The organism is Streptacidiphilus neutrinimicus (genome assembly GCF_000787815.1).
GTDB lineage: Bacteria > Actinomycetota > Actinomycetes > Streptomycetales > Streptomycetaceae > Streptacidiphilus > Streptacidiphilus neutrinimicus.
On record NZ_BBPO01000049.1, the window covers coordinates 1 to 22,886 of the forward strand.

At 72.8% G+C, this 22,886-nt stretch carries 24 protein-coding genes and 1 riboswitch; of the genes, 17 read left to right on the forward strand and 7 right to left on the reverse strand.

Annotated elements, in window-relative coordinates; genetic code table 11:
- Nucleotides 1-364 precede the first annotated feature (364 nt).
- Nucleotides 365-826: a DUF4442 domain-containing protein gene (locus TR48_RS26585; RefSeq protein ID WP_042371849.1), complete on the forward strand. Its 462-nt coding sequence runs from the start codon at nucleotides 365-367 to the stop codon at nucleotides 824-826.
- Nucleotides 827-860: 34 nt separating this feature from the next.
- Here the strand turns inward: TR48_RS26585 and TR48_RS42320 are convergent, their stop codons facing one another.
- Entirely contained in the window at nucleotides 861-1,049 is a 189-nt protein-coding gene (locus tag TR48_RS42320) for a restriction endonuclease (RefSeq protein WP_152628198.1), read from the reverse strand.
- Between the two features lie 440 nt (nucleotides 1,050-1,489).
- On the opposite strand from TR48_RS42320, the gene TR48_RS26590 reads away from it, so the two are divergent.
- The 7 genes from TR48_RS26590 (at nucleotide 1,490) to TR48_RS26620 (ending at nucleotide 8,915) form a co-directional block, all read left to right on the forward strand.
- The gene (locus tag TR48_RS26590) at nucleotides 1,490-3,877 is read left to right on the forward strand and encodes an ABC transporter ATP-binding protein/permease (protein WP_042371851.1); all 2,388 of its coding nucleotides are present in this window, start codon (nucleotides 1,490-1,492) and stop codon (nucleotides 3,875-3,877) included.
- An 11-nt stretch (nucleotides 3,878-3,888) separates the two neighbouring features.
- Nucleotides 3,889-4,530, forward strand: a complete 642-nt coding sequence (locus TR48_RS26595; RefSeq protein WP_063771071.1) for a hypothetical protein — start codon at nucleotides 3,889-3,891, stop codon at nucleotides 4,528-4,530.
- Nucleotides 4,530-5,591, forward strand: coding sequence for a serine/threonine-protein kinase (locus TR48_RS26600; RefSeq protein ID WP_042371854.1), 1,062 nt, complete (start codon nucleotides 4,530-4,532; stop codon nucleotides 5,589-5,591). Before TR48_RS26595 ends, TR48_RS26600 begins: the two co-directional genes overlap by 1 nt.
- An 84-nt stretch (nucleotides 5,592-5,675) precedes the next feature.
- Nucleotides 5,676-6,107, forward strand: coding sequence for a GntR family transcriptional regulator (locus tag TR48_RS26605; protein WP_042371857.1), 432 nt, complete (start codon nucleotides 5,676-5,678; stop codon nucleotides 6,105-6,107).
- Nucleotides 6,104-7,036, forward strand: a complete 933-nt coding sequence (locus TR48_RS26610) for an ABC transporter ATP-binding protein (RefSeq protein WP_052443053.1) — start codon at nucleotides 6,104-6,106, stop codon at nucleotides 7,034-7,036. Before TR48_RS26605 ends, TR48_RS26610 begins: the two co-directional genes overlap by 4 nt.
- Nucleotides 7,033-8,016 carry an ABC-2 membrane transporter-related protein gene (locus TR48_RS26615; RefSeq protein WP_042371859.1) on the forward strand — a complete coding sequence of 328 codons (984 nt, stop codon included), beginning with the start codon at nucleotides 7,033-7,035 and terminating at the stop codon, nucleotides 8,014-8,016. Before TR48_RS26610 ends, TR48_RS26615 begins: the two co-directional genes overlap by 4 nt.
- A 116-nt stretch (nucleotides 8,017-8,132) precedes the next feature.
- Nucleotides 8,133-8,915: an IclR family transcriptional regulator gene (locus tag TR48_RS26620; RefSeq protein ID WP_042371862.1), complete on the forward strand. Its 783-nt coding sequence runs from the start codon at nucleotides 8,133-8,135 to the stop codon at nucleotides 8,913-8,915.
- An 11-nt stretch (nucleotides 8,916-8,926) separates the two neighbouring features.
- Here TR48_RS26620 and TR48_RS26625 read toward each other — a convergent pair whose 3' ends face one another.
- A complete protein-coding gene (locus TR48_RS26625; RefSeq protein ID WP_042371864.1) occupies nucleotides 8,927-10,072 on the reverse strand; it encodes a hypothetical protein in 1,146 nt (381 codons plus the stop codon).
- Nucleotides 10,069-11,034 carry a 5-dehydro-4-deoxyglucarate dehydratase gene (locus tag TR48_RS26630; RefSeq protein ID WP_042371865.1) on the reverse strand — a complete coding sequence of 322 codons (966 nt, stop codon included), beginning with the start codon at nucleotides 11,032-11,034 and terminating at the stop codon, nucleotides 10,069-10,071. Before TR48_RS26630 ends, TR48_RS26625 begins: the two co-directional genes overlap by 4 nt.
- 196 nt (nucleotides 11,035-11,230) lie before the next feature.
- On the opposite strand from TR48_RS26630, the gene TR48_RS26635 reads away from it, so the two are divergent.
- The 4 genes from TR48_RS26635 to TR48_RS26650 all read left to right on the forward strand — a co-directional run bounded on the left by TR48_RS26635 (nucleotide 11,231) and on the right by TR48_RS26650 (nucleotide 13,832).
- Nucleotides 11,231-12,052, forward strand: coding sequence for an NAD-dependent epimerase/dehydratase family protein (locus TR48_RS26635; protein ID WP_042371866.1), 822 nt, complete (start codon nucleotides 11,231-11,233; stop codon nucleotides 12,050-12,052).
- Between the two features lie 87 nt (nucleotides 12,053-12,139).
- The gene (locus TR48_RS26640) at nucleotides 12,140-13,063 is read left to right on the forward strand and encodes a polysaccharide lyase (RefSeq protein WP_201777163.1); all 924 of its coding nucleotides are present in this window, start codon (nucleotides 12,140-12,142) and stop codon (nucleotides 13,061-13,063) included.
- Nucleotides 13,064-13,161: 98 nt separating this feature from the next.
- A complete protein-coding gene (locus TR48_RS26645; RefSeq protein WP_042371868.1) occupies nucleotides 13,162-13,434 on the forward strand; it encodes a hypothetical protein in 273 nt (90 codons plus the stop codon).
- A gap of 149 nt (nucleotides 13,435-13,583) precedes the next feature.
- Nucleotides 13,584-13,832 carry an SCO4226 family nickel-binding protein gene (locus TR48_RS26650; protein WP_042371870.1) on the forward strand — a complete coding sequence of 83 codons (249 nt, stop codon included), beginning with the start codon at nucleotides 13,584-13,586 and terminating at the stop codon, nucleotides 13,830-13,832.
- Between the two features lie 109 nt (nucleotides 13,833-13,941).
- Here TR48_RS26650 and TR48_RS26655 read toward each other — a convergent pair whose 3' ends face one another.
- Nucleotides 13,942-14,568, reverse strand: coding sequence for a methyltransferase family protein (locus TR48_RS26655; RefSeq protein WP_042371872.1), 627 nt, complete (start codon nucleotides 14,566-14,568; stop codon nucleotides 13,942-13,944).
- 290 nt (nucleotides 14,569-14,858) lie between these two features.
- A riboswitch (cyclic di-AMP (ydaO/yuaA leader) is annotated at nucleotides 14,859-14,981 on the forward strand.
- Nucleotides 14,982-15,010: 29 nt separating this feature from the next.
- Here TR48_RS26655 and TR48_RS26660 point away from each other — a divergent pair.
- The gene (locus TR48_RS26660) at nucleotides 15,011-16,021 is read left to right on the forward strand and encodes a C40 family peptidase (protein ID WP_042371874.1); all 1,011 of its coding nucleotides are present in this window, start codon (nucleotides 15,011-15,013) and stop codon (nucleotides 16,019-16,021) included.
- A gap of 87 nt (nucleotides 16,022-16,108) precedes the next feature.
- A complete protein-coding gene (locus tag TR48_RS26665; RefSeq protein ID WP_042371875.1) occupies nucleotides 16,109-16,381 on the forward strand; it encodes a hypothetical protein in 273 nt (90 codons plus the stop codon).
- On the opposite strand, the gene TR48_RS26670 is transcribed toward TR48_RS26665, so the two are convergent.
- Entirely contained in the window at nucleotides 16,366-17,124 is a 759-nt protein-coding gene (locus tag TR48_RS26670) for a protein phosphatase 2C domain-containing protein (RefSeq protein ID WP_042371876.1), read from the reverse strand. The genes TR48_RS26665 and TR48_RS26670 overlap by 16 nt on opposite strands.
- Before the next feature lie 113 nt (nucleotides 17,125-17,237).
- On the opposite strand from TR48_RS26670, the gene TR48_RS26675 reads away from it, so the two are divergent.
- Nucleotides 17,238-17,615 carry a hypothetical protein gene (locus tag TR48_RS26675; protein WP_042371877.1) on the forward strand — a complete coding sequence of 126 codons (378 nt, stop codon included), beginning with the start codon at nucleotides 17,238-17,240 and terminating at the stop codon, nucleotides 17,613-17,615.
- A gap of 290 nt (nucleotides 17,616-17,905) precedes the next feature.
- Here the strand turns inward: TR48_RS26675 and TR48_RS46410 are convergent, their stop codons facing one another.
- Nucleotides 17,906-18,040: a hypothetical protein gene (locus tag TR48_RS46410; RefSeq protein ID WP_268873602.1), complete on the reverse strand. Its 135-nt coding sequence runs from the start codon at nucleotides 18,038-18,040 to the stop codon at nucleotides 17,906-17,908.
- Between the two features lie 73 nt (nucleotides 18,041-18,113).
- Between TR48_RS46410 and TR48_RS26680 the strand changes: the two genes are divergently transcribed.
- On the forward strand, nucleotides 18,114-19,004 hold the full coding sequence (locus tag TR48_RS26680; RefSeq protein ID WP_042371878.1) for a sigma-70 family RNA polymerase sigma factor: 891 nt from the start codon (nucleotides 18,114-18,116) through the stop codon (nucleotides 19,002-19,004).
- Nucleotides 19,005-19,033: 29 nt separating this feature from the next.
- Here TR48_RS26680 and TR48_RS26685 read toward each other — a convergent pair whose 3' ends face one another.
- Nucleotides 19,034-20,161 carry a glycoside hydrolase family 18 protein gene (locus TR48_RS26685; RefSeq protein ID WP_201777164.1) on the reverse strand — a complete coding sequence of 376 codons (1,128 nt, stop codon included), beginning with the start codon at nucleotides 20,159-20,161 and terminating at the stop codon, nucleotides 19,034-19,036.
- Nucleotides 20,162-20,386: 225 nt separating this feature from the next.
- Here TR48_RS26685 and TR48_RS46415 point away from each other — a divergent pair, with 225 nt between their 5' ends.
- Nucleotides 20,387-22,849, forward strand: coding sequence for an alkaline phosphatase family protein (locus TR48_RS46415; protein WP_052443055.1), 2,463 nt, complete (start codon nucleotides 20,387-20,389; stop codon nucleotides 22,847-22,849).
- The last annotated feature ends 37 nt before the right edge of the window (nucleotides 22,850-22,886 follow it).

Genomic DNA, 22,886 nt, shown 5'->3' on the forward strand with positions numbered 1-22,886 from the left:
CACGCCGACGGGGGCTGCGGCTGCCTCCTGCGGCGCGCCTCCCCGCGGTCGAGGCCAGAGAGCGCCCCCCATGCCCCGGGTGTCTGGACCGGGCCGCGCCGAGCGGCCGCCCGTGGCTTCCCGCAGGCCCCGCCCGGCTGCCGCCCGGCACGGGGCTACTGCGAAGCTCGGGCCAACGGCACGGCAAGACCACCTCGCCGCCGCACCGGCCGGGCTCCCCGCTCCGCTCGGCTGCCGCACCGGCCAGGCCCGACCGTCGCGGAGCGTCGCCCGGCCGTGACGCCGGCTCGGTGGGTCGGGCCGTGATCGAATCCGCGGGGGACCGGTCGTGCGGATTTAGCTACTGGTGGGTAATATCCCTCGCATGACGCAAGCCATGCCCTCGATCGCCGAGCTGCTGCCCGCCACCGTGCCGATGGTCCGCACGCTCAACCTCGCCTTCGACGAGTGCACCGCCGACCGCGCGGTGCTGCGGATGCCCGACCAGGCCGAGTTCCACAACCACGTCGGCGGTCCGCACGCCGGTGCGATGTTCACGCTCGCCGAGTCCGCCAGCGGCGCGATCGTGCTCGCCGCCTTCGGCGACCAGCTCTCGCGCGCCGTGCCGCTCGCTGTCGACGCCCGGATCGCCTACAAGAAGCTGGCCATGGGCGAGGTCACCGCCACCGCCGAGCTCGGCCGCCCGGCCGCCGAGGTCGTCGCCGAGCTCGACGCCGGCCGTCGCCCGGAGTTCCCGGTCGAGGTGACGATCCGTCGCCCCGACGGCGAGGTCACCGGCGAGATGACCATCACCTGGACGCTGAAGCCGAACCGTCCCACCGCCTGACGCGGCTCCAGGCCGCGGGCCGGGGGCGTCGGGCTCAGATCCCCTCGACCGGGTTGTACCCGCCCGCCGACCAGGCTCGCAGCCTCTCGCCGTCGACCAGGGTGATGCCGACCTCCCCGGCGAAGGAAGCCGCCGCGGCGGTGAACAAGGAAGCCGCCGCGGCGGTGAACGTCGAGGTGGTGACGAAGGCCGCGAGGTCGGCGCGGTGGACGCCCCGAAGCAGGCGCCCGCGAACCGCTGCACGTCGGGGAAGCCGACGGGGCCGCGGACGTCATAGCGCTCGCACCGGACTTCCCGCAGTTCGGCGACCCGGTCGCGGAACCGCAGGTCCATCGGCTCAGCACGGCGGACGCGTGGGGGGCCGCGGCCAGGAACTCGTTCATCGCGCCGCACTCGTCGGCCTCGATGTGGCCCAAGGCGATCCAGCGCAGCCGCTCGACCGGCATCACGCGGCGCGGGCTCGGGCACGTAGGTCGAGATCGGTAGATCCCCTCGGCGATCTCGTCGACGCGCGTCTCCATGCACCCGTGCTCACACCCGTTCCGGCGGTGCACCGGACCGCCGCGCGCGGGCGTCCGGGGCCGGTCACCGGTTCGGCCGAGCGGCCGGCGACGGTCACCGCGCCCCGGGCGGCATCGGTCGCGGAGGTCTAAAATCCCAACCATGGCAGAGCGCACGGCAGCGCCGCAGCTCCTGCTGGAGATCGACGGCGAAGCGCAGCTCATCAGCCCGGACCACAGCTACCGCCTCGGGCGAGATCCGGACAGCGACGTGGTGCTGGCCGATCCGCGGGTCTCCTGGCACCACGCGGTGCTGCACACCGCACCCGACGGCCACTGGATGCTCGACGACGAGGGAAGCACCAACGGCACCTACGCCGACGGTCACCGCGTCCGGCATCTCGACGTGAGCCCCGGGACGCTGATGCGCTTCGGCGACGCGGTCGACGGCGTATGGGCCAGGGTCGCGGTGGTGCCCGAGCCGACGACGGTGAACCGGCGACCTTCCGCGCTGACGGTCCTCACCGGCTCCTACCGGCAGCCGACCCGGATCGCGCCGCTGCCGCAGCGCGTGCTGCGGATCGGGCGCGCGAGCGACAACGACCTGGTCGTGGACGACCTCGTGGTCTCGCGCCACCACGCCGAGCTGCTCGCCGACCCGACCGCCGGCAGCTACGAGATCGTCGACCTGGGCAGCCACAACGGCACGTTCGTCAACGGGCAGCCCGTGGGCCGCGCGCCGGTCGGGCCGACCGACCTGATCGGGGTCGGGCACTCGCTGTTCTGCCTCGTCGGCGACCAGCTGCAGGAGTACGTCGACACCGGCGCCGTCGGCCTCGACGTCACCGACCTGACCGTCCGCGTCGGCGGCGGCAGGGACGGGCGGACGCTGCTGGACGGCGTCACCTTCCCGGTCGCGGAGAAGTGCCTGCTGGCCGTCGCCGGGCCCAGCGGCGCGGGCAAGTCCACGTTGCTGAACGCCCTCACCGGGCTGCGCCCGGCCGAGGAGGGCAGCGTCCGCTACGACGGCCGCGACCTCTACCGCGACTACGCGGAGCTGCGGCAGCGCATCGGGCTGGTGCCGCAGGACGACATCCTGCACACCCAGCTGACCGTCCGCCGCGCGCTCGGGTACGCCGCCGAACTGCGCTTCCCCGGTGACACCAGCAAGGCCGAGCGCCGCGCCCGGGTCACCGAGGTCATCTCCGAACTCGGCCTGGAGCAGCGCGCCGACCAGGTCATCTCCTCCCTCTCCGGCGGCCAGCGCAAGCGCGTCTCGGTCGCCCTGGAGCTGCTGACCAAGCCGTCGCTGCTCTTCCTCGACGAGCCGACCTCCGGGCTCGACCCCGGCATGGACCGGTCGGTGATGCACATGCTGCGTCGTCTCGCCGACGACGGCCGGACCGTCGTCGTGGTCACGCACAGCGTGCTCAGCCTGGACGTGTGCGACCGGCTGCTGCTGCTCGCCCCCGGCGGCCGGATCGCCTTCTACGGGCCGCCCGACGACGCGCTGCCCTTCTTCGGCTTCCCGGCCTGGCCGGACGCCTTCGAGGCGTTCGAGGAGGACCGGACGCGGGACTGGGCCGGGGAGTACCGCGGCTCGGCGGCCCACAGCCGCTACATCACGCAGGCCATGAGCCGCCCCGTCCTCGCCACGGGCACGACCGGAGCGACCGGCACGACCGGAGCGACGGGTGCCGGCGCGGAGGCCGAGCTCGCGCCCCCGCCCCCGCCCGCGCAGAGCTGGGGCGCCCAACTCGGCACGCTCATCCGCCGTTACAGCGCAGCGCTGGCCGCCGACCGGACCTTCCTGATCATCATGATCGCGCTGCCCTTCGTCATGGGCGCGATGGCCCACGCGCTGGCGGGCAGCAAGCTGGACCAGAACAGCGCCCTGAACGCGCTGCTGATCCTCTGCGTCGGCGGCGTGCTGACCGGCGCCGCCAACTCCGTGCGCGAGCTGGTCAAGGAACGGACGATCTACCAGCGCGAAAGAGCCGTCGGCCTGTCCCGGTCGGCCTATCTGTGCTCGAAGATCGTGGTGCTGGGCACCGTGACCGTGGTGCAGGCGGTGGTGCTCACCCTGGTCGGCCTCTTCGGTGTCCGGCTGCGCCCTAACGGCGGTGGCGGGGTGCTGATGCCACCGCTGCTGGAGATCACGATCACGGTCGCGCTGCTCTCATTCACCGCGATGATGCTGGGCCTGGTCATCTCCGCGTTGGTGCGCAAGGAGGAGGTCACCATGCCGCTGCTGGTGCTCGTCGCGATCGTCCAGGTCGTCTTCTGCGGCGCGCTGCTGAAGCTGAACGGCGTGCCGGTGCTCAACCAGCTCTCCTGGCTCGTCCCCTCGCGCTGGGCGCTCGGAGCCATGGCCGGCACGATCGACCTGCACAGCATCGTGCCCGGCACGCTGACCGCCGATCCGCTGTTCCGGCACCGCACCGGCACCTGGCTGCTGGACGTCGGCATGCTGGTGGTCCTCTCCCTGGTCTTCGCGTTCGTCGTCTCCCGGCTGCTGCGGCGGCACGAGCCCGTGGTGATGCGGGGTTAGGGCGGGGCCCTATGGACGAACTGGCCGACTTCCATCCCACCCACGTGGCGCCGACGGACGGCCTGGCCACCTGGGCGCATCCCGACTTCTCCGAGCCGAGCGCCCGGCTGGACCCGCTGCTGCCGGTCCGCGTCGCCGACGTCCGCGGCGACTGGGCCCGCGTCGTCTGCTCCAATGGCTGGACCGCCTGGGCCGACGGACGGCTGCTGGTCTCCCTCCCGCAGCGCCCGCCGTCGGCGGCCCGGCAGCCCCTGAGCTTCGCGACCGATCCGCGGCCGCTGCTGCAACGGCTGGAGCACGCGCTCACGCAGTACCGCGAGGCGGCCGAGGACCTCGCCGAGGGCACCATAGACCTGGAGACCTTCCGGCACGTCACCCACGGCCTGCGGCTCGGCGCGGTGCTGGACGGCGAGGCGGGCTGGCTGCTCGACCTCGACGAGGGCTGCTGGTACTACTGCGACGGCCTGCGGCTGCGGGCGCTCGCCGCCACCGAGCCGCCGGAGGACTCCGGCCCGCGGCCCTGGGCCGATCCGCGGTCCGGATCCGATCCGCGTTCGGGCCCCGACGCCTCCGCCTCGGATCCGTCGTCCGCTCCGACGACGTTCTCGCCGCGTGAGCGCGTGGCCGAGCCGCCGCGCCGTGGGACGCCGTGATGTCGACCTTTCCCGGCAATCCCCTCCCCGGCACCCCCTCGGGCCTGACCGGTCGCCGCATCGCCGGGTACCTGCTCGAACACGAGCTGGGACGCGGCGGCATGGCCGTCGTCTACCGGGCACGCGACCTGCGCCTCGAACGGACCGTCGCGATCAAGCTGCTCGCCCCGCAACTCGCGACGGACGACACCTTCCGCCGCCGCTTCGAGCACGAGTCGCGGGTCGCGGCCGCGATCGACCATCCGCACATCGTCCCCGTCTTCGAGGCGGGGGAGGCGGACGGGGTGCTCTACATCGCGATGCGCTACGTGCAGGGCCGCGACCTCGCCGCGCTGCTGGACCGGGTCCGGATGCTGCCGCCCGCACAGGCGATCCGGATCACCACCCAGGTCGCCTCGGCGCTCGACGCCGCGCACGCCCACGAGCTGGTCCACCGCGACGTCAAGCCGGGCAACATCCTGCTGGCCGAGGGCACCGACCCCGACCACCCCGAGCACGTCTACCTCACCGACTTCGGTCTGACCAAGAAGTCGCTCTCGCTGAGCGGCTTCACCACCGTGGGGCAGTTCGTCGGCACTCTCGACTACGTGGCGCCCGAGCAGATCACCGGCAAGCCGGTGGACGGACGCTGCGACGTCTACAGCCTGGCCTGCGTCGCCTTCGAGATGCTCACCGGCGCGCCGCCGTTTCGCCGCGACGACGACCTGGCGCTGCTCTGGGCGCATCAGTACGACGAGCCGCCGCTGGCCACCGCGCTGCGCCCGCAACTGCCGGGAGCCGTGGACGCGGTGCTGGCCCGTGCCCTCGCCAAGACGCCGCCGGAGCGCTACGACAGCTGCCTGGACTTCGTCGCCGCGCTGCGCGCCGCCACCACGGGCGCCGCCGCCCGCGCCCCGCAGGAGGGCCACGCGCCCACGCAGGTGGTCACCGCCCCGCGCCGCCATGGTTCGGGCATCAAGGAGCAGATCGAGGAACGGCTCGAGGAACGCGGCGACAGGTCACCGCCCCCGCCGCCGCACTGGGCCCTGCCGGTCTACGCGCCCGACGACCTGCCCCTGTGACACAGCTCCTGACATGGGAATTTGACGAACCGTCGGGTTTGCATCACCATTCCACTAACACATTAGTGAAAGAGTGGTGCCGAGGTGATCGAGTACCGGATCGACCGGCGTTCCGGCGTCGCCACCTACCAGCAGATCGTGCAGCAGACCAAACAGGCGCTGCGGCTCGGCCTCCTGCAGCCGGGGGACAAGCTCCCGACGGCGCGGGAGGTGGTGGAGGCGACCGCCATCAACCCGAACACCGTCCTCAAGGCCTACCGCGAACTTGAACGGGAGGGCCTGGTCGAGCCGCGACCGGGTCTCGGCACCTTCGTTCAGCGCTCGCTCGGCAATGCGGACGCGACGGGCGACGCCGCGCTGCGGGCCGAGCTCTCCACCTGGGTGGACCGTGCCTTCGCCACGGGGCTGGACCGCGAGGACGTGACGGCGCTGGTGAGCGCCGTCCTGGACGCACGCGAACAACGGACGTCCGCCCCGGCCGACCGGGCCGGCGGCGGCAGGGAGGGGACCAGGTGACCGGGCAACCACGCGCGGGGGACGCGCGGACGACGCCGGAGGCGGCCTTCGCCGCGACCGGGCTCAGCAGGCGCTACCGGCGCCGCTGGGCGCTGCGCGACTGCGACTTCGCGATACCCGCCGGAGCCGTCTGCGGCCTGGTCGGGCCGAACGGCTCCGGCAAGAGCACGCTGCTCACGCTCGGCGCGGGCCTGCAGCAGCCGACGGCCGGGGAGGTGCGCGTCCACGGACTGCGCCCCGGGCTGGACGCCGTTCTGCGCGAGCGGATCGCCTTCGTCGCCCAGGACAAGCCGCTCTACCCGCGCCTGACCGTCGCCGAGACGCTGCGTCTCGGTCGCGAGCTCAACCCGCGCTGGGACCAGGACCTGGCCCTGGAGGTCGTGCAGCAGGGAGGGCTCTCGCTCACCGGCCGCGTCGGCGAGCTCTCCGGCGGCCAGCGCTCCCGGGTCGCGCTCGCGCTCGCCCTGGGCAAGCGGCCGGACGTGCTGCTGCTCGACGAGCCGATGTCCGACCTGGACCCGCTCTCCCGCCACCAGCTCATGGGCACCCTGATGGGTCAGGCTGCCGAGCACGGCACGACGGTGGTGATCTCCACGCACATCCTCAGCGAGCTCGACGGCGTGATCGACCACCTGCTCCTCGTCGACGACGGGCAGGTGCGGCTGGCCGGCCCCGTCGAGGAGATCCTCGGCGCGCACCTCCTGCTGGACGGCCCGGAGAGCCTCCCGCTCGAACCGCACACGGTGCTGGAGCTCCGCCGCACAGGGCGCGGCGTCTCCGCGCTCGTCCGCCCGGACGGGCCCGTCGCGGAGGGCTGGCGGGCCGAGCCGCCCGACCTGGAGCAACTGCTCCTCGCCTACCTGCGCTCGCCGGGGGCCGCCTCGCTCAACACCACCGTCCCCTCGTCCCCGATGGAGGTCGCCGCGTGACCACCGCCGCCCTTCCCGCCCGCTCAGGTCCCGCCGTCCGTCGCGGCCTCCGCCCGCGCGGCGTCACCTGGCTGACCTGGCGTCAGACGCGGCTCGCACTGCTGGTCGTGACGCTCGGCTACCTCGCCGCGCTGGCCTACCTGCTGTATCAGCGCCACCAACTCGACGTGATGCAGGCGCGGTACAGCGGCCTCCAGTGCGACTCGACCACGCGCGGTACCGTCAGCGAAATCGTCGGGGAGTGCGGCCGGACCGGGATGGCCCTGGCGGCCACCGCCAACAGCCTGCACGAGTTCGCGAGTTACGCCGCCGTCGTGCCGGGGCTGCTGGGTGCGGCGCTCGCGGCACAGCCGCTCGCCGCGGACTTCGAGCACGGCCGCCATCTACTGCTGTGGAGCCAGTCAGTCTCCCCGCGCCGCTGGTTCACCCAGCGCCTGGTGCTGCCGGCCGCGGTCCTGGTCGTGCTGAGCACGGCGCTGTCGGCCGCGATGCGCTGGGCCGCCTTCTGGTCGCACCCCGCGTCGTCGATGAACGACCTGGCCTTCGCCTTTCCCTCCGACGCGATGGTCCCCGTCTACCCGCTCCTGACGCTGACCGCCATCGCCCTGGGAGCCCTCGTCGGCCTGCTGTGGCGCCGGGTGATCCCGGCGCTCGGGACCACGCTCGCCCTGTACGGCGCCCTGCTGTACGGGATCGAGAAGGTGCGCCCGTACCTGCTCCCGTTCCGCAGGACGGTGTTCGCCCCGGGAGCCATGCCGGGCGACGCCTGGGCGTACGACTTCGGCCCCGTGGTCCACGGAAAGGACCTCCCCTACAGCGCGTGCGACCACCTGGCCTGCGAGAACCTGTCGAACTGGACGGTCTACCACTCGCTCTCCCAGTTCGGGCCGATGCTCTGGGTCGAGACGGGCGTCCTCGCCGTGCTGACAGTCGGGCTGGTCGCTCTCGCGTACCGGCGGCTACTCGCCGTCACCCGCTGAGCATGGGCCCGACGGGGGGTCGGGCCCATGACGTCGGACCGGATGTCGCACGGTCGGTCGCGGGCTATATTGAACGCTGTCCAGATCTGTGAACGCGTAGGACGAGGGATCGCCCGATGGCGCAGCCGCCGAGCACCGCCGCAGCCGCCGGCGGCAACGTCAAGTCGGCCGTGCGGACCGTCGAACTCCTGGAGTTCTTCGCGGGCCGACCGGGGCTGCACAGCCTCGCGGAGGTGCAGGAGGCGCTGGGCTACCCCAAGAGCAGCCTCTACATGCTGCTGCGCACCCTGGTCGAGCTCGGCTGGGTCGAGACGGACGTCACCGGCACCCGCTACGGCATCGGGATGCGGGCGCTGTTGGTCGGCACCGCCTACATCGACGGCGACGAGGTGGTCGCGGCGACGCGCCCCGTCCTCGACCGCCTCGCCGACGAGACCACCGAGACCATCCACCTCGCGCGTCTCGACGGCGCCGACGTCGTCTACCTCGCCACCCGCGCCTCCCAGCACTACCTGCGGCCGTTCACCCGTGTCGGTCGGCGGCTGCCCGCGTACGCGACCTCCCTGGGCAAGGCGCTGCTGGCCACGCACACCGACGAGGAGCTGGAGCAGCTCCTCCCGGAGCGGCTGGAGCCGCTGACCGAGCACACGCTGACGACGCGTGCGGCGCTGCTGGAGGAGCTGCACGCGATCCGTGAGCGCGGTTACGCCACGGACCGGGAGGAGAACACGGTCGGCCTGTGCTGCTTCGCCGTGGACATCCCCTACCGGACGCCCTCCCGGGACGCGGTCAGCTGCAGCGTCCCGGCGGCCCGGCTGACACCGGGCCGCGAGCAGATGATCCGCGACGCGCTCCTCGCCGCCCGGGACCGGCTGGCCCTGGCGACCCGGCACCTGTAGCGATTCAGGACTCAGCCGAGCGCCGCGACCGCCTTCCGCATGGCGTCCAGGTCGGCGGCGGAGGCCAGCCCAGGGTGGTAGAAGCGCAGTTCGGTAGCGCCGGCCGCGACCAGGTCGGTGCACCAGGCGGGCAGATCCGCCGGGTCCGCGCCCAGGCCCTGGACCGCCGTCACCGTCGCGACCACCCTGCGGCCGCGCCCCGCGTACGCGCGGACCGCGTCGAGCGCGGCGCCGCCGCGGACGCCGCAGAGCAGCACCGGGTCGTGGGCGGCGTCCGGGGAGAGGCCGGGGGAGGCGCCGCAGGCCAGGGGGTCGGGGTGGGCGTGCAGCAGGACGGGAAGGTCCGGGCGCTCGGCCCGGACCGCCTCGACGGCGCGCTCGCGCAGGCGGGTCGCGACGCCGGTCCGCATGCGCGCGACCGCCTCGGCCTGCTCGTCGCCGAGCCGTGCGTCGCTCGCCGTGCCGGCGAAGACCGGGTCCAGCGCGGCCCGGACGTCCGCGCGCAGGCGCGCGGGGTCCGTGCCCGCCTCCCGGTAGGCGTCTTGGCAGGCGGGGCAGAAGCAGAGCGAGAACAGCAGCTTCGCGCTCGGCGGCAGCGGGACGCCCGCGGTCTTGTCGTGGGCGTGGAGGTGGTCGAAGCCGTACCAGCCGCACGACTCCAACTCCACACCCGCCAGACAGGGTTGGCTCGCCGCCTCGGCGGCCAGGGTGGCGCAGTGGTGCTGCACCCGCTCCTGGGCGACGCACAGCGCCCACGGGTACCGGTCGCCGTAGGCGTTGACGACGGTCGCCTCGGGGTGGCGCAGGCCGAGGCCGTCGTTGTGCGCGAGGATCGTCCAGGCGTAGACCTCGAGCCCGGCGTCGTTCAGCGCCGCCACGGCCGGACCGAAGGAGCGGGGGGACCAGGCGGCCTCCACGGGGCGGAGCCGGTCCGCACCGGTCCAGCGGGCGGGATCGAGGGGGTAGGTGAGCGCGGAGTGGTCCGCCGTCACGACCCTGCGGTGCGGATGGCGCGGCGTCAGAGCCCGTACGGCGTGGTAGGCCGCCGCGACCGAGGCGCGGCGGACGCCGAGGGAGGCGAGCCGATCGGCCGCCGCCGGGTCCCCGTCCACGTCCCAGGGGTAGACGTACGCGCCGACGGGCGTCGCCCGCGTCACGCCAGTGCCTCGCGTGTGCGCTCCAGCAGCGCGAACAGCGTGGCGACGTGCGCCGGGTCAGGCTCCGACAGCGGCGCGCGAACCTCGCCGACAGGGTGGCCGGCCGCCCGCGTCGCGGCCTTGACCAGCGAGACGGCGTAGCCGGGCCGCAGGCGGCGCAGTTCGACGTAGGGGCGCAGGAAGGTGTCGGTGAGCAGGGCGAGCCTGCCCGTGTCGCCCTCCTCCAGCGCCCGGTGGAAGGCGAGGGCCAGGTCGGGCGCGAAGCAGAAGACGGCGGAGGAGTAGAGCGGGACGCCGATCGCGCGGTAGGCCTGCTGGGTGGACTCGGCGGTGGGCATGCCGTTGAAGAAGAGGAAGTCCTCCGCCGCCACGCCTGACGTGCGCACCGCGCTGACGATGCGCAGCATCAGGTCGAGGTCGCCCCGGCCGTCCTTGAACCCGACGATGTTGGGCGTCTGGGCGAGCCGGGCCACCGTCTCCGGGGTGAAGGCCAACTGGTCGCGCTGGTAGAGGATCAGATCGAGGGAGGTGGACTCGGCCAGCGCCGTGTAGTGCCGCAGCAGCCCTGCCTGGTCGGCGTCGACGCCAGCGGGCGGCAGCACGAGCAGCGCGTCGGCGCCGCAGGACTCGGCGGCGCGGGCGTACTCGCGGGCGAGCGCGGTGCCGTAGCCGGTGCCGCCGACGACGGGGACCCGGCCCGCGACGGTGTCCACGGCGGTGCCGAGGACCGCGGCGTACTCGTCCGGAGCCAGCGCGGGGAACTCGCCGGTGCCGCAGGCCGCGAAGACGGCGCCGGGGCCGTCCGCCAGCCGGGACTCGAGGTGGACCCGGTAGCCGCCCGCGTCGAAGCGGCCCGCCGCGTCGAACGCCGTCACTGGGAAGAAGAGCAGGCCGTCGAGGCGACGGGCGAGCGGCGGGGCGGGGTGCTCGGTCACGGGCGCGATCCCTTTCTCGGCAACCATGCCTCCACCGTGCATCCAGGTACGTGGATCGTGTGCATGGATGTGAACACGGTCGAGCGTAGGTCGCGCCGCAGGGTCGGTCAAGGATGGGCGTTCCTGTATGTGAACGAGAGCCTCTCTTGTGAACGGCCTCGGCTTCTGTGAGCATGAGCCGCACACGAGTCGACATCACGAGCCGACATCACGAGGAGACTCCGTGTCCCGGATTCTGATCACCGGCGCGGCGGGCGGCGTCGGAACTCTGCTGAGGCCCCGGCTGGCCCGCCCCGGGCGGACCCTGCGCCTTCTCGACGTCGCCGCACTGACGCCCCGCGAGGGCGAGGAAGCGGTCCAGGTCTCCGTCACCGATCTGGACGCGATGACGCGGGCCTGCGAGGAGGTGGACGCCGTCGTCCACCTCGGCGGCATCTCGGGCGAGGCGCCCTGGGCGGACATCCTCGACGTCAACATCAACGGCACCTGGACGGTGTTCGAGGCCGCCCGGCGGGCCGGTGTGCCGCGCGTGGTCTTCGCCTCCTCCAACCACGCCGTCGGCTTCCACACCCCGGACGAGTACCCGCTCACCGTCGACGCCCCGCCGTTGCCCGACACCTACTACGGCGTCTCCAAGGTCGCGGGCGAGGCCCTCGGCGCGCTCTACCACCACCGCTACGGGCTCGACGTCGTCTGCGTCCGCATCCTCACCTGCGCCCCGGAGCCGCCCGACGCGCGCGCCCTCGCCACCTGGCTGTCGCCCGACGACTGCGCGCGGCTGATGGAGGCATGCCTGACCGCTCCGAGCCCCGGCTACCGGATCGTGCACGGCGTCTCCGGCAACACCCGCGGCGGCTGGGTCTCCCTCCAGGAGGCCGCGGAACTCGGCTACACCCCCGAGGACGACGCCGAGGATTACGCGGACGCGGTCCTCGCGCGCCAGGGCGAACCGAGCCCGGACGATCCGGTCTTCGCCCACCTCGGCGGCTGCTTCACCTTCCACGCCCTCGACGCCGACCGCCTGGGCGGCACGGTGGACGGCTGAGCGCCGGGGCGTCACGAACCGACGAACCCCCACTCCGGCAGCACGAGTTGACCGGGTCGCCCCCATCCCCACAACCGAGGGAGTCAGATGTCCCCCACCGTCGAACGCCGCCAGGGCCGACACGGCCGTCGCGCGAAGGCGCCGGTCGCGCTCGCGACCGCCGGCGCGCTCATGGCCGCCACTGCCGTCGGCTTAGCGCTGGCCGGCCCGAGCGCCACGGCCGCCGCCGTCCGCGCCCCGCGCGGATCCGCCGCCTGGACCGGCCAGTTCACCGGCTACGGCTCCGGCGCCTGGAAGTCCGCCTGGGGCTGGACCTCCACCGGCTCCTGGGGCGCGGCCGACGTCAGGCAGGTCACCGATCCCACCGCGCCCGGCGACCACAGCGCCCTGGAGGTCACCTACGGCGCCGGCTCCTCCGCCCCCTCCTGCACCGACTGCCCGAACCCCGGCGGCGCGCAGTTCTACACCCGGCTCGCCTCGCTGAGCGGCGGCTCGGCCCTCGCCTCATCCACGACGCTCGATCTCCGGTACGCCGTCAAGTTCCCCATCGGCCACGACTTCGGCAAGGCGGGCAAGCTCCCCGGCCTGTACGGCGGCCAGATCGGCCAGGAGTCCGGCGGCAACCACGGCGACGGCTGGTCCACCCGCTACATGTGGCGCGGCGCGAAGGGCGTGTCGAACAACGGCGAGGTCTACCTCTACACCCCGACCGACTCCGGCCCCACCGGCTACGGCGTGGACCTGGGCGTCGGCGACTGGACCTGGCCCGCCGACGGCAGGTGGCACACCGTCGAGCAGTTGGTGGACCGCGGCACCGGCGACGTCACCGTCTGGTTCGACGCCCGCAAGGTCGCGACCTTCACCGGCGCCGCGTCCGGCATCGGCTCGATCCCCTTCAGCGGCGTGCTCTTCTCCACCTTCTACGGCGGGCACGACACCACGTGGGGTCCGAAGACGACCTCGCACACCTACTTCGCCGACTTCTCGCTCTCCCGGTCCGTGCAGCACTGAGCTGCCGGTCAGGCCGGGGACCGTGCTCGCGATGCCCGATCTGCTCACTTTTTGAGACGCTTCGTCCCGTGGCGTGGATGTCCTGCCATCCTGAGCGCGTGAGCACGGTCCTTGAAACCCCCGTCCCGCGCCCGGCTCGCGTCGCGACCGGGCCGACCCTGATCGCGACCGCCGTCCCCGGCGGCCGTCTGCTCGGCCGCCTCGCGGCGGTGCTGAGCGTCCACCCGGTCCAGGCCCTGGCCGTCCGGACCGACTCGGCCGGTCCGGCGGTCGTCGAGATCACCGTCGCGGAGTCCCACCGGGCCCGGGTCCGCGCCAAGCTGCTGCGCATGGTCGACGTGCTGGACGTCGTCGACGGCGCGGTCGGCTGAGGTCCGCAGGCTTCGGGGCTCCGGGGGGCCCGGGCGTCCCGGAGCCCCTGCGTCCGGAGCCCTGCGTCCGGAGCCCCTGCGTCCGGAGGGCCGCATCGGCGGCGAGGGCGCATCCTGGAAGCATCCGGACCGAGGAGGTGCCGTACGTCATGACGCTCTTCATGGACGTCCACCACGGGATGACCGGGATCACCGCCGACCAGCTGGCGGCGGCGCACCAGGCCGACCTCGCGATCGAGGCTGAGGAACACGTCCACTTCAAGCAGGCCTGGGCCGACCCCGAGTCGGGCACGGTCTACTGCCTGTCCGAGGCGCCCTCCATGGACGCCGTCAAGCGCATCCACGAGCGCGCCGGTCATGCCGCCGACGAGATCCACCCGGTCTCGTTGACCGTCTGACCGCGAGTGACCACGTTCCGCCACGCCCCCGGCCGCGCGCCGGGGGCCTTCCCGTCCGACGTCCCGTCCGACGTCCCGTCCGGCGTCCCGTCCGACGTCCCGTCCGACGTCAGGTCCGGCGCCACGGGCGGCGGAACGGCAGCAGGGCCGGGACGCGTCGGCGGTAGTCGCGGTACTGGTCGCCGAACTCGGCTGCCATCAGGCCGTCTTCGACACGGACGCGGCGCAGCAGCCAGGGCACGGTGACTGCGGTGGCCGCCAGCCAGACGCCGAAGCCCTCGGCGAGGGTCGCGCCGACGACGACCCCGAGGAACCCCGTGTAGATGGGGTGCCGCACACGGGCGTACGGCCCGTTCGTGCGCAGCTCGTGGCCCTCCTGGACCAGCGGGACGCTCGCCCACATCGCGCCGAGCACCAGGCGCGCCCAGACCAGCAGCGCCGTCGACGCGACGGCCAGCGCCGCGCCCGTGATCCCGAGCACCGGGTTCCAGTAGCGCAGGTGGCGCCAGAACGGACTGTGCGCCGGACCGGTCAGCACGATCATCGCGGCGATGCCGAGCACCAGCGCGATCCGCGCCGGCAACGAGGCGCGCAGACCGCGCAGCCAGCCACGCGCCCGCTCCCGGGAACCGTGCGCGAGAAGCCCGAAGTAGAGGGCGCCCAGCAGCCAGGTGACTCCGAAGACCACGATGCAGCCGCTCACGACGCCCTGCACGGCCGTCTGCACTCCGCTCATGGCGTAAGCGTTCCCCCGCGCGCGACGCCGGGGCACCACCCTGGGGTGGAGATCCGGGTGGAGGTGCGGAGGGGGAGGTTGGGGACTTTGGGGATGGTTTGGGTGGATCGTCTTCGAGAGGTTTTCGACGCCGCAGTTGATCCGGTCACGATCCGGCAACTATGGTTCACCTTCGAACCGTTGTGCAGTCGATCGTCCGAGGGACATCCACGACGGTTCCCGTCGAGTCTGTCGAGGACTTCGGACCGATCCGCGCAGGTCGCGCGGGGACGCCCGGAGGACGAGACGGAGCCGGGGACCCACTTCCCCGGGGTGAATCGGCATCAGGGCGGTTGCGGCGCGTGCGTGCACGCGAGGCGACCGTGAGATGTCGTAGGGCAGACTTCCGGCCCGAACCCGTCAGCTCACCCGGTAGACGGCCAGGAAGAAGGAGCCCGTCCAGGTGGCGTCCCACCGCCGTCCCGCCGCGCCCAGTCGCACCCGTACCCGAATATCCGCGCTCACCGTCGTGGCGGCCACGAGTGTCGGCCTGGCCACGCAGACGGCGCAGGCGGCCCCGCAGCCGAGCACCTCCCAGCTGAAGTCCCAGCTCGACCAGCTCAACAGTCAGGCGGACCAGGCGGTCGAGGCGTACAACCAGGCTCAGGCGCAGCAGCAGCAGATCCAGCAGAAGGTCTCGATCCTTCAGGACGAGATCGCGCGGAACCAGGCCAAGGCGAACGACCTGCTGGACAGCGTCGGCGCGATCGCGCAGAGCCAGTACGCCTCCGGCGCGGTGGACCCCACCGTGCAGCTGATGCTCACCAGCGACCCGGGCGAGTTCCTGCAGAAGGCCTCCTCGATGAACCAGCTGACGAGCAACGAGGCCTCCCAGCTGACCCTGCTCCAGGCCGAGGAGAGCACCCTCGCCCGCGAGAAGGCCGAGGCGGAGCAGGAGCTGCAGTCCCTGCAGGCGATCACGCAGAAGGCCCAGGCGCTGAAGAACGCGGCGGCGGCGAAGGTCAAGGCCACCCAGAAGCTGCTCGACTCCGCGACGGCCAGTCAGCGCACCGTCCTGGTCGGCGGCACCGGCTCCAACCTGAACTACGGCGGCGCGGCCGGCGACTCCATCGAGGCCGCGGCCTTCGCCGCCGCGAAGACCAAGATCGGCTCGCCCTACAACTGGGGCTCGACCGGCCCGAACGAGTTCGACTGCTCGGGCTTCATGATGTGGTCCTACGAGCAGGCGGGCTACCAGCTCGGCCGCGACACCTACGCCCAGATGACCGACGGCACCCCGGTCACCTCCGTCGCCGACCTGCGCGTGGGCGACCTGGTCTTCTTCAACGGCGGCGAGCACGTCGGCATGTACGCCGGCAACGGCGTCGTCCTGCACGCCCCGCACACGGGCGCGGTGGTCCGCTTCGAGTCCATCTCGACCATCGGCTCGATCTACGCGATGCGCCACATCTGAGCCGTCGCGCGCCGACACGGCCCCTGGGGCGGCGGATCCTCTGCCGCCCCAGGGGCCTTCGCATACCTGTCTCAGGCTCACCGGAAGATGTGCGGCACCTATCGCACCACGCGGTACGACCTCACGCTCACCGTCGAGGACGGCCGCGCGTTCCTGATCCGTCACTCCCGCACCGCACGCGCGACGTCCTTGTTCGGCAGACCCGGGGACCGCGTCGAGGTGGTCCGCCTGGGCGACAGCGCCGTCATCACCGCCAGACCGGCCTTCGACGGCCATCGCGTGCTGTCCCTGATCGGCTCCGACCAGCACGGTCGTGCCCGCTTCCTGCACAACGGCGCCGCCGCCTACCGCGTCGCCTGACTCCAGTGGACGGCGGAGGCGTCGTCGTGGCGTTTGCCGCGGAAGCTGCCTTCGGGGAGGGCGAGTTCGGACTTGCGGACGGCCCCCACGAGGTGGGAGGGGCCGTCGCCGGCGAGGGAGTCGAGGAGCTCCGTCCAGGTCCAGCCGAAGCGGTCGACGAGCCGGGTGACTCCGTCGGAGAGTGCGGCGGCGTCGCGGACGTGGGTGAGCGGGAACGAGGCCAGGACGGCGTGTTCCGCGGCGTCGGGGCGGGCGGAGGCGACCCAGAAGCCGCCGGGGGTGTTGCGCAGGGCGCTGACTGAGTCGCGGTCGTAGGCCGGGAGATGGTCGATGCGGTCGTCGGAGACGAGGTCCACGTGGCCGTCGAGGGTGCGCACGACCACGGGGGAGTCGGCGAGGACCAGGCAGTCGAGGCGGTCGGCGACGGGGTCCGCGCGCAGCAGCGCGACCGTGCTGGAGGGGCTCTCTGGGCTGCCGTGGTCGCACTGGGGGTGCAGGTCGCGGGTGCGGAGGATCGCCTGCCGCAGCACCTCCTGCAGGGGCTCGTCCGGGTGCGCGAGCAGGAACGCGCCGAGCTGGCCCGCCAGGCGCGTGACGAACCAGGGGACGTCGTGGACGCAGCCGGTGGGCAGGCCGCTCGGGGTCGCGCCGTCGAGCACCAGCGCGAAGTTCGCGCCGGTGAGGACGAAGTCCTCGTTCGCCGCCGTGTCCGGGCTCGGCTCGCAGGTGTAGCGGATCTCCACGGCTCTCCTCGGGCTCGGTCCCGGGCTCGGCCCGGGCGCGGGCATATGCGACCTTCTCCGATCATGCCCCGAGTGGCCCCGGAGACGCATGAGGCTTCTCTACGCTGACTCCCATGGATCCTTCGGACCCCGCGCTCGGACCGCGGCGGCTGGAGCCGCCCGCCGCCGCGGCGCTGCTGCGGCTGGCCGCCCGTGTGGAGCGCGACCTGCTGGCGGCGGGCCTGAACGCCAAGCCCTACGAGGTGACCCCGTCCTCGCTGGCCGGGGTCGAGGTGGAGGCCGACGCCTTCGACGACGCCGTGGGCGGCGTGTGGCTCCACTGGAGAACCCACCCGTCGGTGGGCCCCGACGGTCCGGACTCCCTCTCCGTCCGGGTGGTGATGGCCGAGGCGCTGGTTCGCACGCTCACCGCCCTCGGCTACGCCGCCGAGCACGGTGACGACAGCCTGCGCCCCTTCGCCGTCCGTGTCCTGGCCGGGCCGGACGACTGACCGAGGCGGTGTCCGCCCCCGCGGTGACCCTCACCAACGGAGTCGACCGGGTTTGGCGGGTCATCACTGGGCGGGCGACCAGCCAGACCAGGTCGCAGATCCGGCGCTCGCCGTAGTGCCGGGGCAGCCGGGCGAAGGTCTCCGGACGGACGTGCCGCTCCTCGGCCACCTCGCGCACGTGGTCCAGCGCGGCGCGCTCGGACTCGTCGAACAGCTTGCTGGTGCGGTACCGCGGCAGCGCGTCCAGGCGCTCCGCGCCGACCACGCCCTGCGCGGCGCGTACCAGCGGGTCACGTCCTGGCAGGACAGGCAGCCGTTGGCGCCGCGACCGTCTCGCGCACCAGCACCACGGTCTCCGCCGGGAGCGTGAGCTTGCGGTCCAGCCGGCCGATCTTCGTGGAGAAGCCGAGGAAGGCGAACGGCATTCGCGCGCTGAACACTGTGAGCTGCGTGGGGACTTTGCCGGAACACGTTCGATCCCGTGCGAGACTGGGCGCGATGGACGACGAGAAGTGGTTCGCGGAGCGTTTCGAGGAGCACCGGCCCCGGCTGCGGGCCGTGGCCTACCGGATGCTCGGCTCCTTCGCCGACGCGGAGGACGCGCTGCAGGACGCGTGGCTGCGGATCAGCCGGGCGGAGGTGCGCGCCGCCGAGATCGAGAACCCCGCAGGCTGGCTGACGACGATCGTCGGCCGGGTCTGCCTGAACGCGCTGCGCAGCCGCCGCACCCGGGCCGAGGAGCCGTGGGACGGGCGTCTGCCCGACCCCGTCGTCGCCGAGGACGGGCCGTCCACGCCGGAGGACGCCGTGCTGCTCGCCGACGACCTCGGCCTGGCCCTGCAGATCGTGCTCGACACGCTCTCACCGGACGAGCGCCTGGCCTTCGTGCTGCACGACATGTTCGAGGTGCCGTTCCCGGAGATCGCCGCCGTGCTGGAGCGCGAGGACGCGGCGACGCGGCAACTCGCGAGCCGGGCACGCAAGCGCGTGTCGACGGCCCGGATCCCCGAGCAGCAGCGGGACGTCGCCCGGCAGCGCGAGGTCGTCGACGCCTTCTTCGCCGCCGCGCGCGAGGGGGACCTCGACGCGCTGGTGTCGGTGCTGCACCCGGACGTCGTGGCCCGCGCCGACTTCGGCGCGATCAAGCTGCCGCGGCCCGCGCTGGTGCGCGGCGCGCGGACGGTCGCCCAGAACGCGAAGATCGGCTACGTCCCGGCGGCCGAGCTCCGGCCGGTGCTGGTCAACGGCGCCGCCGCCGCGCTGGTCGTGCGCGACGGACGGCCCACCAACATCATGGCGTTCACCGTCGTGGACGGCCTGATCACGGCCCTCGACATCTACGGGGACCCGGACCGCGTCCGCGAACTCGCCGCGTCCGCGCTGTCCTGACAACGGGTCGGCCGTAGGTCGGTCGTGGGTCAGTTCTGGCGCAGCGGCGGCATCGGCACCGGGACGCCGTAGGTGGCGGACCCGACGCCGACGCCGCCCTGGCAGCTGTTGGGCGGATCAGTGGTGACGCCCTTCATGGAGGGCGTCTCCGCCGCCCAGAACATGTAGCCGAGCATGCCGGGCGTGGTGCCCGCCCCGGCAGGGGCCGCGCTCTGGACCCACGAGCCGGTGGTGTTCTCCACCGAGGTCGAGAAGTTCGTGCACTCCGGCCGGACGGAGGAGCCCTCGGCGATGTAGAGGCTGCCGGTGAACTTCGCCGGGGCCAACGGCGGGATCGGCGGGCTGTAGGTGGGCTTGCCGGAGAGGTGCTCCTGCCAGTTGGACTCGGCCCCCGCCGCGTTCGGCTGTTTGCTGGGCACCATCGCGTTGGCGTAGTCGGGCACCGGGTTGCCGGTGGTCAGCCAGTAAGCGGGTACGTACTGGGTGAGGCCGACCAGCCAGCGGTCGCCCGCGGCGAGGTCGATGGTGAGGCGCGCGGTCGGGTCCGCGCCGGTGGCGTCGTAGGGGTGGACCGCGCGGTAGGCGGAGACGAACGACTGAAGGCCCGTCAGGTTCGGGCTGGAGGAGTTCTCGTAGTCGATCTCGATGCCGACGCCCAGCTGTGTCGCGAGCGCGGCCGCCTTCTGTCCGAGCAGGGTGGGGTTCTGCGCGAGGGCGGTGTCCCAGTCGCCCGCGTAGGTGATGCCGCCGATCGAGAGCATCACGCGGACGCCGTGGCTGGTGAAGTAGTCGACGATCGCCTGGGTCATCCCGTTGGGGACGCCGTTCGTGTCGCCGGCGTCCGTTGTGCCGTCGAGCAGCCGCAGCGGGTTGACGAAGCTCAGCACCACGAGGTTGACGGAGGGGTGGCCGTCGCCCCGGTCGATCAGCCAGTGGTTCTTCTGGTCGAAGTCCGTCATGTCGCGGACGGTCGCCCAGGTGCACGCGTCGTCGGAGCAGTGCCAGGCGCCGTACACCTGGATCGGGCTGGTGGCCGCGGTGGCCTGGGCGGCGGCAGCCTGGGCCGCCGCCGCCGCCGCCGCGGACGGGGCGGCGGCGGCGAGGGCGACGGTTCCGACGGCGAGCAGGGTGGGGGTTCGGCCAACGTGCATGCGCATCCACGCCTCCCGGCGAAGGGGTGTTGGGCCGCGCCACCCACGTGCCCGTGCGGACCGGCGCGCGTACGGGTCCGCGTCCCGCGCGTTTCCCTGCCGGACGCCGACTGTGCAACCGGCGGACCTGTTCCGGCTCACCCACGAGGGTCAGAATCGAGTGCCCGAGCATTGGGCTAGCCCAATAGCAGGTCCCGTCATGCGCACCCCTCCCGCAGAAGGACGCCCGCGATGAGTCGATCCGCCCCGCCGTCGCCCAGCCCCGCACGACGCACTGTCCGGCCCCGCACCGCGACCCTCGCCGCCGCCGCGCTGACCGCACTGGCCGCCGCGGTCGCCCCCGTGCTCGCCGCGCCCGCCCAGTCCGCTTCGGCCGCCACCGAGAGCGCCAACCTGCTGCTGAACGGCAACGCCGAGACCTCGCAGTGCAGTCCGGGCGGGTGGGAGGAGACCACCGTTCCGGGCTGGCAGATCACCTCCGGCGACCCGGTCATCAACTGCTACAACTCCACCAACGGCGCGAGCACCACCACGCCCGGCTCGCCGACCAAGGGCACCGCCTACTTCCAGGGGGGCTCGCGCGGCTCCTCCGAGATGACGCAGGTCACCGACGTCTCCTCGGCCGCCCCCGCGATCGACGCCGGCGGTGTGCACGCGACCCTCTCCGCCTGGCTCGGCGGCGTCAGCGGCTACAACGACGCCGCCGCCGTCACCGTCACCTACCGCAACGCCTCCGGCGCTTCCCTCGGCACCGCCTCGATCGGCCCGGTGCTCGCCGCCGACCGCAGCAGCACCACCGAGTTCCTGCAGCGCAGCACCACCGCGGCCGTGCCCGCCGGCACCCGGTCCATCCTCACCACGGTCGACTTCACCATGACCGGGACCCAGAACGACGGCATGGCCGACGACCTGTCGCTCACCCTGGACACGCCGATCACCGCCCCGACGCTGAGCGTGCCCGCGTCGACGGTGCCCGGATACGACCACGTCTTCGTCGTGATGATGGAGAACAACAACTACTCCGCGTCCTCCAACACCGCCGACGGCGGCGCGGGCATCATCGGCGACTCCAGCGCGCCCTACATCAACAACACGCTGGTGCCGATGGGCTCGCTGCTGACCAACTACCACGCCAACACGCACAGTTCCGACCCGAACTACGAGGCCATCGCGTTCGGCAACTCCTACGGGCGCAGCAACAACAGCAACCCCGGCGCCGACTGCATCACCAACGCGGCCTGCGCCGCCACCAACAACGGCCTGAACGACAACCTCGACGCGGCCGGCAAGAGCTGGAAGCAGTACGTCCAGAGCCAGACCAGCAACTGCCAGACCAGCAACAGCGGCAACTACGAGTCCGACGACGTGCCGTTCTACTACGACCCCAAGATGCAGAGCGACAACGCCTACTGCCAGGCGCACTGGCAGCCGCTGCCGCAGCTGCTGAACACCGACCTGAAGTCGACCGCCACCACCCCGGCGTTCGTCTGGGCCGACGCCGACTCCTGCAACGACATGGAGGGTTGCGGCATCGCGGCCGGTGACACCTGGCTCAGCCAGACGCTGCCGACCCTGTTCGCCTCCCCGGCCTGGACCCAGCAGAAGTCCCTGCTGGTCCTCACCTGGGACGAGGACGGCAGCGGCGGCCCCGGCGGCTTCGGCCCCGGCCAGAGCAACCAGGTCGCCACGATCGTGATCGGCTCGCAGGGCACGGTGAAGGCGGGCTACCAGGACGCCACCCGCTACGACCACTACAGCACCGCCCGCGTCATCGAGGGCGCGCTCGGCCTGCCGAGCATGACCAACAACGACAAGTGGGCCACCCCGTACAACGAGGTGTTCACCGGTGCCCAGTCGGGCGGCGACACGGTGACGGTCACCAACCCCGGCAGCCAGGCCGCGACCGCGGGCACGGCGATCTCCTCGCTCCAGCTCGCCGGGAGCGACTCGGCGTCCGGGCAGACGCTCAGCTGGTCGGCCATCGGCCTGCCCGCCGGACTGTCCGTCAGCGGTTCCGGCGCGATCACCGGCACGCCCACCACGGCCGGCGTCTACCAGGTGACCGCCTCCGCCACGGACGGCACCGGCGCGTCCGGCTCGGCGAATTTCACCTGGACGGTCGGCGCCTCCGGCACCGCGTTCCAGCTGCCGATCGCCAACCCCGGCGCGGAGACCGGCTCCTGCGGCAGCGGGACCGGCGGCTACCCGGCGCAGGGCTGGACCGCCACCTCCAACCTGCCGCAGCAGGTCTGCTACGGCGCGCCCTCCTACCCGACCACGTCCCAGGGCCCGAAGGCGCCGGCCACGCCGGGCAACGCGTTCTTCGACGGCGGTCCGTACGCGTCCTCGCAGATGACGCAGACGGTCGACGTCAGCAGCCGGGCCGCACAGATCGCGACCGGCACGCTGCCCTACAGCCTCTCCGGCTGGATCGGCGGCTACAGCACGCAGGGTGACAAGGCCGGCGTCGTGGCGACGTTCCTGAACGCCTCCGGCGCCTCGCTCGGCACCGCCAGCCTGGCGCCGGTGACGGCCGCGCAGCGCAACAACCAGACGGAGCTGCTCCTGGAGCAGGCCACCGGCACCGTCCCGCAGGGCACCACGTCGGTCAAGCTCACCGTCTCCTTCACCCGGTCGGCCGGAACCGACGACGACGGCTACGTCGACGACCTGGGCATGACGTTCGGCAGCTGATCCTGCTCGTCCGGAAGCGGCGACCGGCCTTCGGGCC